Source organism: Oceanobacillus sp. FSL K6-3682 (assembly GCF_037976165.1).
GTDB lineage: Bacteria > Bacillota > Bacilli > Bacillales > Amphibacillaceae > Oceanobacillus > Oceanobacillus sojae.
This window is the reverse complement of the sequence record NZ_CP150263.1, coordinates 2,586,739-2,602,048: the sequence shown is the minus strand read 5'-3', so window position 1 is coordinate 2,602,048 and position 15,310 is coordinate 2,586,739. Positions and strand designations below refer to the sequence as shown.

Annotated in this window: 15 protein-coding genes and 1 riboswitch; of the genes, 12 read left to right on the top strand and 3 right to left on the bottom strand. The window is 38.0% G+C overall.

Going from position 1 to position 15,310, the window contains the following annotated elements; translation table 11 throughout:
• Positions 1–95: 95 nt before the first annotated feature.
• The 8 genes from MHH51_RS12985 (at position 96) to MHH51_RS12950 (ending at position 7,027) form a co-directional block, all read left to right on the top strand.
• A complete protein-coding gene (locus tag MHH51_RS12985) occupies positions 96–680 on the top strand; it encodes a GbsR/MarR family transcriptional regulator (protein WP_339282271.1) in 585 nt (194 codons plus the stop codon).
• Positions 677–1,561, top strand: coding sequence for a 3-keto-5-aminohexanoate cleavage protein (locus tag MHH51_RS12980; RefSeq protein ID WP_339282270.1), 885 nt, complete (start codon positions 677–679; stop codon positions 1,559–1,561). The genes MHH51_RS12985 and MHH51_RS12980 overlap by 4 nt, the downstream gene beginning before the upstream one ends.
• Positions 1,562–1,571: 10 nt before the next feature.
• On the top strand, positions 1,572–2,540 hold the full coding sequence (locus tag MHH51_RS12975; protein WP_339282269.1) for a 3-hydroxyacyl-CoA dehydrogenase NAD-binding domain-containing protein: 969 nt from the start codon (positions 1,572–1,574) through the stop codon (positions 2,538–2,540).
• Complete coding sequence (locus MHH51_RS12970) at positions 2,527–3,000, top strand: thioesterase family protein (RefSeq protein WP_339282268.1); 474 nt, start codon at positions 2,527–2,529, stop codon at positions 2,998–3,000. The genes MHH51_RS12975 and MHH51_RS12970 overlap by 14 nt, the downstream gene beginning before the upstream one ends.
• Positions 3,001–3,260: 260 nt before the next feature.
• Positions 3,261–3,306, top strand: a riboswitch (PreQ1 riboswitch).
• Positions 3,307–3,388: 82 nt separating this feature from the next.
• A complete protein-coding gene (gene queC / locus MHH51_RS12965; RefSeq protein ID WP_339282267.1) occupies positions 3,389–4,063 on the top strand; it encodes a 7-cyano-7-deazaguanine synthase QueC in 675 nt (224 codons plus the stop codon).
• A complete protein-coding gene (gene queD / locus MHH51_RS12960) occupies positions 4,063–4,530 on the top strand; it encodes a 6-carboxytetrahydropterin synthase QueD (RefSeq protein ID WP_156987516.1) in 468 nt (155 codons plus the stop codon). The genes queC and queD overlap by 1 nt, the downstream gene beginning before the upstream one ends.
• Positions 4,523–5,251: a 7-carboxy-7-deazaguanine synthase QueE gene (gene queE, locus MHH51_RS12955; protein ID WP_339282266.1), complete on the top strand. Its 729-nt coding sequence runs from the start codon at positions 4,523–4,525 to the stop codon at positions 5,249–5,251. The genes queD and queE overlap by 8 nt, the downstream gene beginning before the upstream one ends.
• Before the next feature lie 951 nt (positions 5,252–6,202).
• On the top strand, positions 6,203–7,027 hold the full coding sequence (locus tag MHH51_RS12950; protein ID WP_339282265.1) for a DUF1835 domain-containing protein: 825 nt from the start codon (positions 6,203–6,205) through the stop codon (positions 7,025–7,027).
• A 94-nt stretch (positions 7,028–7,121) separates the two neighbouring features.
• On the opposite strand, the gene MHH51_RS12945 is transcribed toward MHH51_RS12950, so the two are convergent.
• The 3 genes from MHH51_RS12945 to MHH51_RS12935 all read right to left on the bottom strand — a co-directional run bounded on the left by MHH51_RS12945 (position 7,122) and on the right by MHH51_RS12935 (position 10,541).
• Positions 7,122–7,880, bottom strand: coding sequence for a sulfite exporter TauE/SafE family protein (locus MHH51_RS12945; RefSeq protein WP_339282264.1), 759 nt, complete (start codon positions 7,878–7,880; stop codon positions 7,122–7,124).
• A 214-nt stretch (positions 7,881–8,094) separates the two neighbouring features.
• The gene (locus tag MHH51_RS12940; protein ID WP_147210494.1) at positions 8,095–8,952 is read right to left on the bottom strand and encodes a manganese catalase family protein; all 858 of its coding nucleotides are present in this window, start codon (positions 8,950–8,952) and stop codon (positions 8,095–8,097) included.
• A gap of 134 nt (positions 8,953–9,086) precedes the next feature.
• Positions 9,087–10,541, bottom strand: coding sequence for a DASS family sodium-coupled anion symporter (locus tag MHH51_RS12935; RefSeq protein WP_156987510.1), 1,455 nt, complete (start codon positions 10,539–10,541; stop codon positions 9,087–9,089).
• 510 nt (positions 10,542–11,051) lie between these two features.
• Here MHH51_RS12935 and MHH51_RS12930 point away from each other — a divergent pair.
• The 4 genes from MHH51_RS12930 to MHH51_RS12915 all read left to right on the top strand — a co-directional run bounded on the left by MHH51_RS12930 (position 11,052) and on the right by MHH51_RS12915 (position 15,284).
• Positions 11,052–11,822, top strand: coding sequence for an IclR family transcriptional regulator (locus MHH51_RS12930; RefSeq protein WP_147210496.1), 771 nt, complete (start codon positions 11,052–11,054; stop codon positions 11,820–11,822).
• 16 nt (positions 11,823–11,838) lie between these two features.
• Positions 11,839–12,855 carry an ABC transporter ATP-binding protein gene (locus MHH51_RS12925; protein ID WP_147210497.1) on the top strand — a complete coding sequence of 339 codons (1,017 nt, stop codon included), beginning with the start codon at positions 11,839–11,841 and terminating at the stop codon, positions 12,853–12,855.
• The gene (locus tag MHH51_RS12920; RefSeq protein ID WP_156987507.1) at positions 12,852–13,868 is read left to right on the top strand and encodes an oligopeptide/dipeptide ABC transporter ATP-binding protein; all 1,017 of its coding nucleotides are present in this window, start codon (positions 12,852–12,854) and stop codon (positions 13,866–13,868) included. Before MHH51_RS12925 ends, MHH51_RS12920 begins: the two co-directional genes overlap by 4 nt.
• A 195-nt stretch (positions 13,869–14,063) precedes the next feature.
• Complete coding sequence (locus MHH51_RS12915; protein ID WP_147210499.1) at positions 14,064–15,284, top strand: membrane dipeptidase; 1,221 nt, start codon at positions 14,064–14,066, stop codon at positions 15,282–15,284.
• Positions 15,285–15,310: the final 26 nt, after the last annotated feature.

Here is a 15,310-nt window from a genome sequence, read left to right as displayed (position 1 = left end):
TTTATTTTACGACTGTTTTCTACAGTATCTGCTTTTTTCATTTTTGTTTGATTCATGTTAAAGTGGCACATATACAGGAAAAAGGGGGCTTGACGATGGCATCATTTTCAAACGATCAATTGCTTCAAGAAATTAAATCCTGCGAGGATCTTCTCACAGATCGAATTGCGGATAATATGGAAACTTTCGGCGTATCTTCAACAGTCGGCCGTTTGCTTGGCATTATTTATATGAACCGAGAGGCGATGACATTAGATTCATTGGCTGATGAAACAGGTATGAGTAAAACAAGAATGAGCCAAGTCATGAGACAGATGATTTCACTTAATATCGCTGAGAAAGAATACGTTAAAGGCAGCCGTAAGGATCATTACAATGTGGAACGGGACTATGCCCAGACGTTTATTTCCTTATTTACAAGTAACTGGTCAGAGGTTGTAAAACGTAATACTAGTTTAGAACGCCGTCTCAGAGAACAAATTCGTCATTTAGAAACTTTCTTGACGGAGGATTCTTCTGAAGATGTAAAGGTTCGAATGGAGAGATTACAGCAGGAATTGGATGAATGGAATGCTTATTATAATTGGATTGATAATCTTGTTGCATTTTTTGAAAGTGGCGAGATTTTTAACCATGTACCCATCGTCTCCTCAGAACAAGAAGGAGGAAGCGCAAAATGAAAAATAAACGAATCATCACTGCGGCACTGACTGGTGCAGGAGATACAACAAAAAAAAGCAGACATGTCCCGGTTACACCAAAAGAAATTGCGGAATCTGCTATTGAATCAGCAAAAGCAGGTGCTGCAATTGCACATATTCATGTTCGTGACCCAAAGACTGGTAAGCTCAGTCACGATGTAGAGCTTTTTAAAGAGACTGTAGAACGAATTCGTGAATCCGATACAGATGTGATTATTAATATTACTGCTGGCGGGGGCGGAGATTTTGTTCCTGACCTTCAAAATCCGACACAAGGAGGGCCAGGGACAGATATCCAGACCCCGAAGGAGCGGCATGAGCCTGTCGGTAAATTGCTTCCGGAGCTCACAACATTGGATTGCGGCAGCCTGAACTTTGGTAACCAGGTTTATTTAGGACCGGAAGACTGGCTTCGCGAGCATGCCGAGCTGATTAAAGAGAGTGGTGTAAAAGCCGAATTGGAAGTATTTGATACAGGTCATATCCGCCTTGCCAACCAACTAATTTCTGAAGGGCTGGTGGAAGGAACACCAATGTATCAGTTTTGTCTTGGGATTCCATGGGGCGCTGATGCTGATTCAGAAACAATCGAATATATGAAAAGACGTATTGTCGGGGGATCCCACTGGTCGGCGTTCGGTATTGGCCGCATGCAGCTGCCGATTGTTGCACAGGCTGCTTTGCTTGGCGGGAATGTCCGTGTTGGATTAGAAGACAATCTATATTTAGAAAAAGGTGTACTTGGTACAAATGAACAGCTGGTAGATCAAGCTGTCAATATTTTAAACAGTGTGAAACTTGAGCCGATGACAGCGGCAGAAGCGAGAGAGCATTTGAATCTGAAAACATTTAATTCTTAAGAGGTGAACTATGGCACAAAAAACAATGGCAGTTTTAGGAACTGGAGTTATCGGCAATGGCTGGATTGCCCGCTTTTTAGCAAGCGGTCATAAAGTCAATGCTTTTGATCCGGCTCCTGGCGCGAAAGAAAAAACAGAAAAAATGATAGATGAAATTTGGACAACATTAGAAGAATTTGGAATAAGTGATGAAGCAGCGAAGGAAAATCTCAGCTTTTATGACACCTTAGAAGAAGCTGTAAAAGAAGCTGATTTGATACAAGAAAACGTCCCAGAACAGGAAGCGTTGAAGAAAAAGGTATTGGTACAAGTCGATGCCGCAGCTAAACCAACAGCGATTATTGCATCCAGTACCTCCGGTTATATGCCTTCAGTACTGCAGGAGGACTGTGCTCACCATCCAGAACGCGTTATTGTTGCACATCCATTTAATCCAGTTTACTTAATACCGCTGGTAGAAATAGCTGGAGGCAAACAAACAGAAAGAAGTTACATGGAAAAAGCAGAAAAAATGTATGAAAGCATGAATATGAAGCCGCTTGTGATGAAAGGCGAAATTGATGGTCATATTGGTGACCGGCTTATGGAAGCAATTTGGCGTGAAGGTCTTCATATTGTCAACGATGGCGTTGCCACAACTGAAGAAGTGGATAAGGCGATTGTGTATGGACCTGGTCTGCGCTGGGCTTTGATGGGACCATTTTTGACACTTCATTTAGCTGGTGGTAAAGACGGTATGAAGCACATGCTTGAACAGTTTGGTCCTGCTTTGAAGCTTCCGTGGACTCGCTTGGTAGCCCCAGAATTGACCGAAGAATTAAGTGAAAAAGTTATTTCAGGAACTGCAGAGCAAAGCGGAGATGTACCAATTGAAGATCTGGAGCATCGTCGTGACCGCTTCTTGATTAAACTGATGGGGCTTTTAGAGGAAGAAGGTTTCTGGCCGGCAGAAAGGCTGCTTTCCTATGATAGAAAGTAAGCAAATATGGAAGGGCCGTGTATTGCCCGAATGGGTAGATTATAATGGCCATTTAAATGATGCATATTATGCTTTGATTTTCAGCCGCAGCCTGGATGCCTTGATGGATGAAATTGGACTCGATGAAGAAGGAAGAAAAGCAAACGCTTATACTATATTTACCCTGGAAGCGCATATTAAATATTTAAAAGAAGCACATGAAAATGAAGAACTGCATACAAATGTTACTGTTTTGAACAAGGATGAAAAGCGTATGCATCTTTGGTTTGAAATGAAAAATGAAGAAAATACGACTGTGGCAACCAGTGAACAGATGGTAATGGGAATGGACCAGATATCAGGGCGCCCTGCGCCGTTTCCAGATACAGTTGATGTGCGGATTAATCAATTTCCTAGATTGCCAAAAGAGAATTGGCCTACTGGAGCGAATACACTTATGGGTATTCGTGAGAAAAAATAACATATACTTTTGATTGAAACAAAAATATTTGTATTGTCATAGGTAATATATACTCCCTTTATTGTGAACAGAGAAATAATTAAAATTCTCTCAGATGATAAAGGGAGCATTTGCTATGCCCGAAAGAACAGATATCATTCGCTGTAAGACTGTATTAGCTGTTGAAAAATAATTCAACATTTGTAAAAATGGTAACATCATCAGGAAAAATATGTTATACTGCCATTTGTAATCAACATTAATAAAATCTACGAAACGAAGTAGAAGAGGTTCTAGCTAACACCCTCTATAAAAAACTAAGGATAACCATACCGAGCCTTAGGTATGGTTTTTTATATTTTCTGGGTGTATAGGATTCTCTTTTTCAGATTGGAAAGGGGATTTTTTTATGGGAAAAAATAATAAGCGCGCAGTAGTTGTATTTAGCGGTGGCCAGGATAGCACTACCTGCTTATTTTGGGCATTAGAAAAGTTTGAGCATGTGGAATTAGTGACCTTTGATTACAATCAACGTCATAGCCTGGAGATTGAAGTCGCCAGGGAAATTGCTGAAGAGCAAGGGTTGAGACATCATATCCTGGATATGTCATTACTGAATCAATTAGCTCCTAATGCTCTGACAAGGGCGGATATAGAAGTGGAAAATGCCGAAGAGGAAGGAAAATTACCAAATACATTTGTCCCGGGAAGAAATTTACTGTTTCTTTCATTTGCAGCAATTTTAGCTAAGCAAATCAATGCAAAGCATATTATTACCGGTGTATGTGAGACAGATTTTAGCGGATATCCGGATTGCCGTGATATCTTTACTAAGTCTTTAAATGTCACATTAAATTTGTCAATGGACGAAGATTTTGTTATTCACACTCCATTAATGTGGCTGGACAAAGCAGAAACATGGAAAATGGCGGACGGGCTGCAAGTCTTCGATTATATCAGAGAGAGAACACTAACCTGCTATAACGGAATAAGAGGGGCCGGGTGCGGAGAGTGTCCGGCATGCCAATTGCGCCAGCGAGGGTTAGATCAATATCTGGCAAGAAGGCAGGAGGTGAATCAATAATGTTCGGGTTTCGTATTGTTGAAGAACTGCAAAAACTGGATGAAGATATTCAAAGAGAGCATTTAGCCTACCATCAAAAACGAGTAATGGTAAGTAAAGAATTTACATTCGATGCGGCACACCATCTTCATTGTTATGAGGGAAAGTGTAAAAATCTTCACGGGCATACCTATAAAGTTATATTCGGTATCAGCGGTTTTGTTGATGAAATCGGCTTAGTTATTGATTTCTCCGATATAAAAAAGATTTGGAAGGACAAGATTGAAGTATTTTTAGATCATCGTTATTTAAATGAAACATTACCAAAAATGAATACAACTGCAGAAAATATGGTCGTCTGGATTTTTGAACAAATGGAAGAAGCAATCCGTGACCTGCCTAACGATTGTAAAGTAGAACTTGTCCGGCTGTTTGAAACGCCGACGAGTTATGCTGAGGCCAGACGGGAGTGGATTTATCATGCGTAAAATACCTGTTTTAGAGATATTCGGACCTACGATTCAAGGGGAAGGAATGGTAGTGGGACGTAAGACGATGTTTGTAAGGACAGCTGGATGTGATTATCGATGTGCATGGTGCGATTCCTCATTTACATGGGATGGAAGCGCCAAAGAAGATATTGTTCAGATGACGAGTGAAGAGATTTGGCAGCGGCTGAAAGAAATAGGCGGCAATCAATTTGACCATGTGACGATTTCAGGCGGGAATCCAGCTTTGTTATCTGCTATTGATAACCTGATCGATTTGCTACAGAAAAATAATATCGAGGTCGCCCTGGAAACACAGGGGAGTAGTTATCAGGATTGGTTTATGAAAATTGATGATCTGACCATTTCTCCAAAACCGCCAAGCTCTAATATGAAAACAAACTGGGAGAAGCTTGATGATATCATCCATCAACTTAAAGCAAATGAACGATTAAAACATACCAGCTTAAAGGTTGTAATTTTTGATAAAGAAGATCTTCATTATGCTGAAAAAGTACATCAGCGCTATCCGGAGCTTGCTTTTTTCATGCAGGTAGGAAATGATGATTTAGAGGAAGCAGAGCCGCAGCAATTATCCCGGCATTTATTAAATAAGTATGAATGGCTAATTAATGAAGTAGTGGCATCTACAGTGTTGAATCGGGTTCGTGTTCTGCCGCAGGTGCATGCGTTAGTTTGGGGAAATAAACGTGGGGTGTAGTAAAAAAAGGGAATTTCACGGATAATAATATAATTTGTTATGGTAAAGCACCTTTATTGTTATGAGAAAAAGTATAAAAATCTTTACGGGCATATTTATAAAATCATGTTCATTATCATAAGTTAAATTTCTGTAGAGAATCTGTTATTTTTACTTTTAACAAAATAGAAAGTTGATCCAGGTCAATGGTAAGACTCTGATAATACTTGAGAAGTCAGTCTGACTTCTCAAGTATTCATTTTTAAAAACTCCTATAGGCAGAGAGAAATTAGAAACTTCTACATGAGTAACATAACTATTCCATTTCCAGTCCAAGTCCCTCTAAGTGTTTAATATAATTTTCCGTTTTTAAATCGTCTACCTAAGAAACGGCTGCATCAATTTCAATGATGTCTTGCATATTGGCTTCTGATAAAACTAAAGATGCTTCAGTAATAAAATAATCGTCCTCATGAATACTCCCGCCACTTCATTTCTATTGAAATTGGAAGTGGGGGTTTCTGGGGTGTCGAATTTCAAGATGACGATTAACCTCCAGTGGAGTGGACACATCGGTGTGCTGAAAACACCCAACCCCGCTATCCCATTGGTCTTTGCCTCCTAAGACTACTTTTATCTTACAACCAAAGTTACCGGGTTTCGTAAAGCCCCGATATTGGAAAAGCTGTGATGAGACGCATCTTTGAAAACTTTTCGCATAATATTTGCAGCGCCATTTACATCTGCATGGATGAAGTATTAAAACCTCCCACCTAAAATCCGATGAAATTTTTGAGGAAGGAGTCCGCTTGGCTGAAATGATAGAAATAAAGAAAGAAAAGCTGTTATTATGTAAAATGTGTTATTAAGGTTGCTTATACTATGAATTTTTATTCAATATGGAAGATGTAGTTGCTTATCCATCAAGCATGGTGCATTGTGATAAAATGATCTTAGCGGAGGATTGATTATATGAAACACTTTATATTTGGAAGTGCAGCAGCCGGCATTTTAAAGCACGCATTCCGTAAGAAAAATCATCAAATTATCAGCTTTCCAATTGATTTTTCAGTAGGGCCAATTACTAATATTCATCAGCCTTGTGGCATCAAGGATCATTTTGCCTGGAAAGCTTCTTGTTTTCAGGAGGTGCAGAACTTTCATGCAGATCAATCTGATTATCAAGAAGCGCTGAAGCAATTAGGAGAAATAAAAGATGGCGATAAACTGACCATTTGGACCTGTGAAAATACCTCGGAGCAAATTGGCCTTCGAATCAGCTGCTATTTATTAAATGGTAAAGATGTGGAGCTGAGGGTAGTAAATACCGCTGACGCAATGCAGGAATATATGAGGGGTAAAGAAATAGAAGTTGCTATTCTTTCCACGGGTGATTGTAATGCGAAACAGCTAATCCATTTTTATAATCATTCATATTCATACATAACAAAAGAAATGCGGCAAACTTTCGAGCAGGAGGGAAAAGAATTGCTTCAGCGTGGCAGTTTGGTACGTTCCTGGAAGCAAGGGGAAATCATAGATGAATTAGAAACAAGAGATGATACCTTGATTATAGAATATATAAAAAGTGTGGAACAAGAAGGAGAGGAAGCGACCTTTATCAATGCAGCAAGAGTAGTTGGAGGCGTATTAACGAAGTCTGATCAATTCTTTTCAGATTTATGGATTGAGTACCGGATCCGTTCGCTTATCCAGGCTGGTTATCTGATATATGAAGGAAGTCTGCAAGCCATGTGGATGTACAGGGTAAAAACAAACGGCTTGAAATCAGTTTAGAATTACATAGCTATGCCCCTGTCAAAAGACGACGTATACCACTGCCTTTTGATAGGGGAATGGTATATCCTTTTTATTTTTTTGTATTGGCAGACTAAAGCAATAAAATAATCCCGCCGAGCATTGGTACAGCAACCATGGCGATTTTTAATACCATCGGATGTAACCGAGTTGTAAATTTAGCGCCGATATAAGAACCAACAATCGTTCCTGCAACGACCTCTGCAAATAATGTTAGATCGAGAAATCCTACAGTATAATAACCGATACCGCCAACTAATGCGATTGGTATAATAACGAGCATCGTTGTACCTGCGGATAGTTGAAGCGATAAACCGAAGAAAACAAGCAAACCGATTTGAATAAATGGGGTAGACCCGATACCGAAGACACCAGATAATAAACCAGTCACAATCCCAATACCGCCAGCCGTCATCCAAAATCTGCTTCTTGAAGAGCGATTTTTCTCTGCAAATGCTTGCGTAGCAAAACTGCCGAAGCCGACTGTGACACGAATCCAAAGCAAAATTGCGGATAAAAAAAGCATTCCGGCTGTAAACCATTTTAAATCACTTTCAGGAATGAAAACTGCCAGCCTTGATCCAAAAAAGGCACCAATTCCGCCAAACAATCCCGTTGCCAGTCCTATTTTTAACATCGTATTTCTTTCTCTCAGATGGCTGATTGTGCCGGATAACGATGTGAAAACCATTGCTGCCAGGGATGTCCCGAGTGCTGTATGTATCGGAACATCAAAGACTTCACTCAGCATGGCAATAATAAAACCGGCGCCCCCAGCCCCGATAAACCCAAGTAGCATTCCGATAACAAGCATCGTTAATAAAACAATCAAAATTAAAATCCCTTTCTTTTCTAAAACTACATGAAGTATTATAGCATATTAGCGGAAAAATATTGGGCGGCAGGTCTTGTGAAGAGTTCGTATCAGACAGCATATTGATTGAGTGATGAGTTTATGCAGTTAATATAACTTGTGAAGAATATAAAAAAAGAAAAACACCGATAAAGGCATTTTTCTTTTTGTGAATGTAATAAGTAATTGACCATTAATTATTTAAATCATGTATGCCTGGCGCATGTTCATTTGGCATATCTGGCATAGTAGGTACTGGATATCCCTTAGGCGGCTCTGTAACATGTAATTCGCCGCCATTTCTGCTTGGGGTCGTTCCCTGGAATATTTCTCCTATTTGTGTATCATCCAGTCTAAAATTAAATTGAGCATTATGGAAGCCCATTTCAACATATTTACGGCATTCCGGGTACTTATTTAAATCATAATTTGGAACTGGGAATATCTTGCCCCAATCTACTCCTAATGTTTCCAATGCTTTTGCAAACGCATTTTGATGGGCGTTATCACGAACAATCAGAAAAGCAATGGTCTCTCTTAAAGCCTTGTTGCTGCTCATTTCGTAAATTCTTGATTTTTGCAGGACGCCAGTTGATTCTAATACAACATTATTTAATAAATTCGCAACCAGGTTCCCGTGATCGTAAACCCAGCTTCCGTTCCACGGATTACCAGCAGCATCTACAGGCAGGGATGCCTTTGCTCCCATAATATAGTGATGCGGATTCACCCCGGTCTGAATGACATCATCCAGTGGAGCACCATCAGATGCCTGATTACCTGGCATATTCTCTCCAGAATCATTTAATAACTGGTTAATGGTGGATTGGACAAGCTCCACATGACTTAATTCTTCTATAAATATCCCTCTGATAAGATCACGATAAGGCTTGGCTTTCCCTCTGAAGTTAGCACTTTGAAAAGAGAATTGCATCAGAGTTCTCATTTCTCCAAATTGTCCGCCTAACGCTTCTTGAAGTACTCTTGCTGCATGCGGGTCGGGTTTATCTGGAACAATCATGTTGATTAAATCTTCTTTATAGAAATACATAAATGGTTGGTCTCCTTTTATCTGTTGATATATTCTTACTTATCTTTCCTATGCAAATTTAAATTATTCAAATAAAAAATGAAAAAAGATGTAAAAGAGCAGTTTTAATCTCTTTTATATCGCTTTTACACTAATTATAACAATTCAACCCACTGCCAATAGGTTGCACTAAACAGGATAACAAGCAGGTAGCCGATCACAGTAAGCGGCACGCCGGATTTAATAAATTGTTTTAAAGTAAATGTTCCGGTACCATATGCCAGCATATTTTGCGGAGCGCTGACCGGTAACAAGAAGCCGAAGCTGATAACAAACTGCATAATCAGGACAAGCCCCGGACCATTAAAGGCTGCCGGCTCCATAGATCCGACTAAAGCAATAACAATCGGGATAAAGGCTGATGCTAGGCTGGTGGCACTGGCAAAGCCCAAGTGAATCAGAATATTAAATAAAGCAAGTACTGCGATCATACCAACCAGAGGCAGGGAAGACACACCAAGTATTTCAAATGAATTAGAAGAAAGCCAGGTAGCTCCCTCCGTTGCTAACAGAACAATCCCTAATGAAATTCCCGTTGCAAATACAATCAATGTACCCCAAGGAACCTTGGTCTGTACTTCTTTCCAGGCAAAGATGCCAATAACTGGTGTCAGCATAATTGCAACCGCAACAATGGTAACCGTAGTAGAATCTAAAGGATGCAAAATGCCTTCAGTAGACCAGAATAATAATAATAATCCGGCAATAATAACCAAACGCCATTCTTTACTGCTCATTTTTCCAAGCTCATTCAGCTGCTTGCCGATACTTATTCCTTTTGGCATTTCCGACATATTCGGCTTTATCAGGTTGACCATAACAACATAAAGCACAATAGACATAATAAAAGCCCAGGGAGCAGCATAGAGAAACCATTCTCCCCATGTCACATTAATTCCAAATGCAGATTCCATAAATCCCAGAGCAACCATATTTTGTGCGGCTGCTGTTTTTATACCAATATTCCAAATGGAAATAGATTGTACAGCAGTAATCATTAATAATGCTGCCAGTTTACTTTGCTTTGCTAATCCAAATGCAGCAACAATTCCTAACAAGATAGGTACAAGTGTACCTGCACGGGCGGTGGCACTTGGCACGAACAATGCAAGTACAAAACTGACAATAATCGTTCCTAAAACGAGCGCATCAGGCTTTGTTCCGACCTTCGACATAATATACAGCGCTATTCTTTTATGAAGCCCGGTAATTTCCATAGCCGTTGCCAAAACAAGTGCTCCCCCGACAAGCAATACGGCAGAAGAACTAAATCCTTCTACTGCCATCCCAAGCCCCTGACTCGTTCCATAAATTATTCCCGGGTCTTCGAGAGTGGGGGATATTCCGATCAGGACAGCCAATAAACTGACTATCATTACCGCACTGACAGGATAAGAAACCGCTTCTGTAACCCATAAAACAACAGCAAAAGCTAAGACAGCAAGCGCTCTGTGTCCCACCAAAGGCAATGAATCAGGATTAGGTAAGATTAAAATAATAATAAGAACTAAAAAAGCTGCAATGAGTGCAATAGCATCTTTCTTTTTCATGAAAACCCCTCCCTTTATTTACCTTTATTATAATATATAATACCTTGTTTGTGATTTGTTTCACATGTTACAGAATAATGAACTTGTGAAATGGTTCACAAAATATTCAATAAATAGAAGGGAAAGAATTCCTTCAGTTAAATTTTGCTTTACATTATAATTAATATTATCAATATTACTTCATCACGATCCGGCTGGTTATAAGAACTTTTATAAGCGTTTCCATAATTTATTTAAAAGACATATTAGAAAAGAATATGTTTTAATTTTGTCTTACCAATAAGATGAAATTCATAAAGAAATAGTATAAGAAGCAATTTATTTCAAGGTTATTAGATCATTGTATTCAACAATGGTTTAATAACTTTTTTTGTTAAGCCATAATTAATTGATAAAATTAGAATTTTTTAAAAAATATATTTACTTTACTTTATTTAAGTGATACTATTTCATTTAAACAAATATAGATACAGCGGTTCTAAAATAGAACCGTAGTGAAGGCGGGATAAAATGACTTCAAAAACGTTAAATAAAGCTTTATCAGTACTTAACGCATTTACAATTGAAAAACCGACATGGGGGCTTAGAGAGCTTGCGAGACATTTGGGAATAAGTCATACAATTATTTATCGACTCTTAGTTACATTCGAACAAAATGGATATTTAATTTACGATGAGGAAACAAAAAAATATCAATTAGGAATTAAATTTATAGAGCTAAGCCAAGTGGTAGAAGAAAATTTAAACATTTCTAATGTATTAGAGCCAATTATGAAAAAGATTTCTGAAGAAACCGGGGAAAGTGTTGTTTTAACCATTCTCGATAATGAAGAGGGGGTGTATACCAAAATTATTGAGTCGAATCAGAATGTAAGGTTTTCTGAAACAGTCGGAAGAAGAAGCCCTTTATATATAGGCGCATCACATAAAATTATTTTAGCTTATTTACCTGTATCTGTACAAAAGAAGATATTTAATCAATGGAAAACAACCAAGAAGAAACAAAATGGTGCTATAGAGAAATTTATTAATAATATAGACAAAATCAAATTACAAGGCTGGTTATTTACTGCTAATGAAACATTTGATGAAGTATCGGCTGTGGCGATTCCATTATTTGATATGAAGAAGAATGTTATCGGTTCACTTTCTGTTGCTGGACCAAGCTATAGATTAACAAAAATTAAATCTGAAGAGATTGTAGAGATTCCAAAAAAGTATCAACAGGAAATAAACTTAATATTAGATAAAATCTATTTACCTTCAAAACGAAACGAATAAAGTGAGGAGGGGTAATTTGGACAAAATATTGGAGGTTAAGAATTTAGTAACAGGTTACCAAGGAAAAAATACATTTGTGAAAGCGGTTGATGGAGTTTCTTTTGATATTGACAGAGGAGAAACAGTCTGTATTGTTGGAGAATCAGGCAGTGGGAAGAGTGTTACATCGATGAGCATTATGAGATTAATAGAATATGAAAACGGCAAGATTATTGATGGAGATATTTTATTTAATGGTGAGAATATTGTAGAAAAAAATAATTATGAAATGAGAAAAATAAGGGGTTCAAAAATATCAATGATATTTCAAGAACCTTTAACAGCTTTAAATCCAGTATTTACAATAGGCAGACAAATTGTTGAAGCTATACGTTTTCATCAATCTGTAAAGAAAAAAGATGCATATAAGCAGGCAGAAGAATTGATTCAATTAGTAGGAATTTCAGATCCAAGGACAAGATTAAAGCAATATCCTTACGAATTATCGGGTGGTATGAGACAGAGGGTAATGATTGCTATAGCTTTAGCTTCAAATCCCCAACTATTAATTGCTGATGAGCCTACTACAGCACTCGATGTTACAATAGAAGCCCAAATTTTAGACTTACTGCGTAAGTTAAAAAAAGAGAAAAAAATGTCTATCATGCTTATTACACATGATATTGGAGTAGCTGCTGAAATGGCTGACAAAGTAATTATTATGTATGCAGGTAAAATAATGGAAGTTTCAAGTGCTGAAGATTTTTTTGAAAATCCGATTCATCCTTACTCAAGAGGTTTGTTAGAATCTGTCCCTAAAATGACAGGTGAAAGGGGAGTGAAACTTAATTCCATTTCAGGATCAATACCTAGTTTATCAAATGTTCCATCTGGATGTCGTTTTTCACCAAGATGCCCATTCGCTACGGAGCAGTGCATGAACCAGGAGCCAGTATTAGAGAATTTTAAAGATCGCCAGGTTGCTTGCTGGAATATAGATAATGTACTTCACGATCACGTAAAGAATCAAAAAGATACGGAGGTGTTTCAATGAATCCCCCTCTGCTAAAAATCGAAAATTTAAAAAAATACTTTGTCATTAAAAATGGCAACAGCTTCGTTGCTGCTAATAATAAAAAAGTTGTGAAAGCAATTGATGATGTTTCACTGGAAATCTTTCAAGGGGAAACATTAGGTTTAGTTGGAGAATCAGGCTGTGGGAAATCAACACTGGGAAAAAATATTCTGCGTTTACAAGAGCCAACTGAAGGACAAGTGTTTTTCAAAGATAAGGATATATTGAAATATAACAATCGTGAATTAAGAAGACTTCGTAAGGAAATGCAGATTATATACCAAGACCCTTTTGGTTCCTTGAACCCCAGATTTACTATCGGAGAGATTATTGGGGAGATGTATGAAATACACAAAACGGATAGGGAAATAGACAAATTGAGTGAAATAAAAAAAATGTTGGAGCTGGTAGGTCTTGACTCAGAAAAATATAACAGCTATCCACATGAATTGTCAGGCGGGCAAAGGCAGCGTGTAGGTATTGCAAGAGCCCTAGCTTTAAATCCGGATTTTGTTGTTGCAGATGAACCAGTATCTGCTTTGGATGTATCCGTTCAATCACAAATCATCAATTTACTAATGGATTTAAAAAAAGATCTCGGTCTGACTATGCTATTTATTGCGCATGGATTAAATGTTGTGCGGCATATCTCTGATCGTGTAGGTGTAATGTATTTAGGAAGAATTGTAGAAATTTCGGAAACAGATAATATATTTGATACACCTGCACATCCCTATACAGCTGCTTTATTATCAACAGTACCTGATGTTGATGTTAGCTTACGGAAAGAGAGAATTGTTCTTAAAGGAGAGGTTCCATCTCCTGCAAATCCACCATCAGGCTGTCATTTTCGGACAAGATGTCCCTTAGCTACAGAAAAATGTCAATTAGAAGTTCCAAAAATGCAAGAAGTTCGAAATGGACATTATGTTTCATGCCATTTTCCGCTTGGGGCTGACCAGTCATTAAAAGATGTTGTGTCAAACTTATAAATAAAAAGGATAGTTATGTGTTCAAAAAGTGATAGACAGTACTGTCAAATGTTAAGCAGGGGAAAAAGCATTACAAGGTAAAAATATATAGGCTAAAAATAGCTTTATTTATCAGAAAATTCCCATCTTAATGACAATAAGTTCCATCAGGATTTGAACACTTCTATAAAAATATTTCAATAAGGAGAGGTTAAAATGTCAACAAAGTTAGGGCAAGGAAAAAAGAAGGTATATGATGGTTATACATCTTTTCAGTATTTAGAAGCCGGAGTCGATTATAAAGAGTACAAGCTTTCTAAACAAAATGATCGTGTTACTCCATATGTATATTCTTTGTCAGAAGATGAAGAGGAACAAGTACAACAAATATTAGAAGAAGATTATATTGTTTCTATGCATGAGCATACATTTATTATGCCGGAAAACTTATTAGATTTTTTTGAATTCAGACGACAAGGAAGAGATTGGACAGGTTATAAAGCTTTAAGTGAATCAGGGCTGGATGTCGTGTTTGAAAATTTTATGGATGGAACAGCAATGGTAACATCTATGGCAGGATGGAAGTGGTCAGATGTTATTCATGATATTGGAATTCGATATAGTGATATAGCTCATCAAGATTTGCTGATTAAAGCAGAGAGAATTTCTGACTTATATCGGGCGAAAAAAGAAGGTAAAATTGCATTTGTCGGTGCTTTAGAGTCTTCGACAATGATAGAAAATGAGTTGGATAGGCTAGACATACTTTATGGATTTGGAATTCGGACAATGGGGATAGTGTATTCTGAAGCCAACCAATTAGGAGCCGGACTGAGAGAACCAAATGATGCTGGCTTGACTGTTTTTGGTAAACAAGCGGTCCGAAGAATGAATAAGTTAGGTATTACCATTGATGTATCACATGCGGGAGATCAAACCTCTCTGGACACCATTGAGGAAAGTGAAAAGCCAGTTACCATTAACCATGCTGGAGCAAGAGCATTGTGGGATACGAAGCGTTTGAAGCCAGACAGTGTTATTAAAGCATGTGCCGAAAAAGGAGGCGTGATTGGTATTGAAGCAGCACCCCATTCTACAATCACTAAAGCCCACCCTGAACACAATATAGAATCATTCATGGAACACTTTGAGTATGTTGCTAATTTAGTTGGTATTGATCACGTAGCTTTTGGTCCAGATACATTATTCGGTGACCATGTAGGTACACATGACCTTTTAGCTGGACAATTATCAATCAAAAGTGCGCAAATGCCTGGTTTGAAGAAAGTAGAATATGTAAAAGGATTAGAAAACCCTGCCGAATGTATGCCAAATATTATAAGGTGGTTAGTTAAAAAAGGTTATAGTCGTGAAGACATCCGTAAAGTAGCAGGTGGAAATGTACTGAGAGTATTAGAGGCAACATGGGCTAAATAATTTTATAGTCAAGGGGAGAATAACAA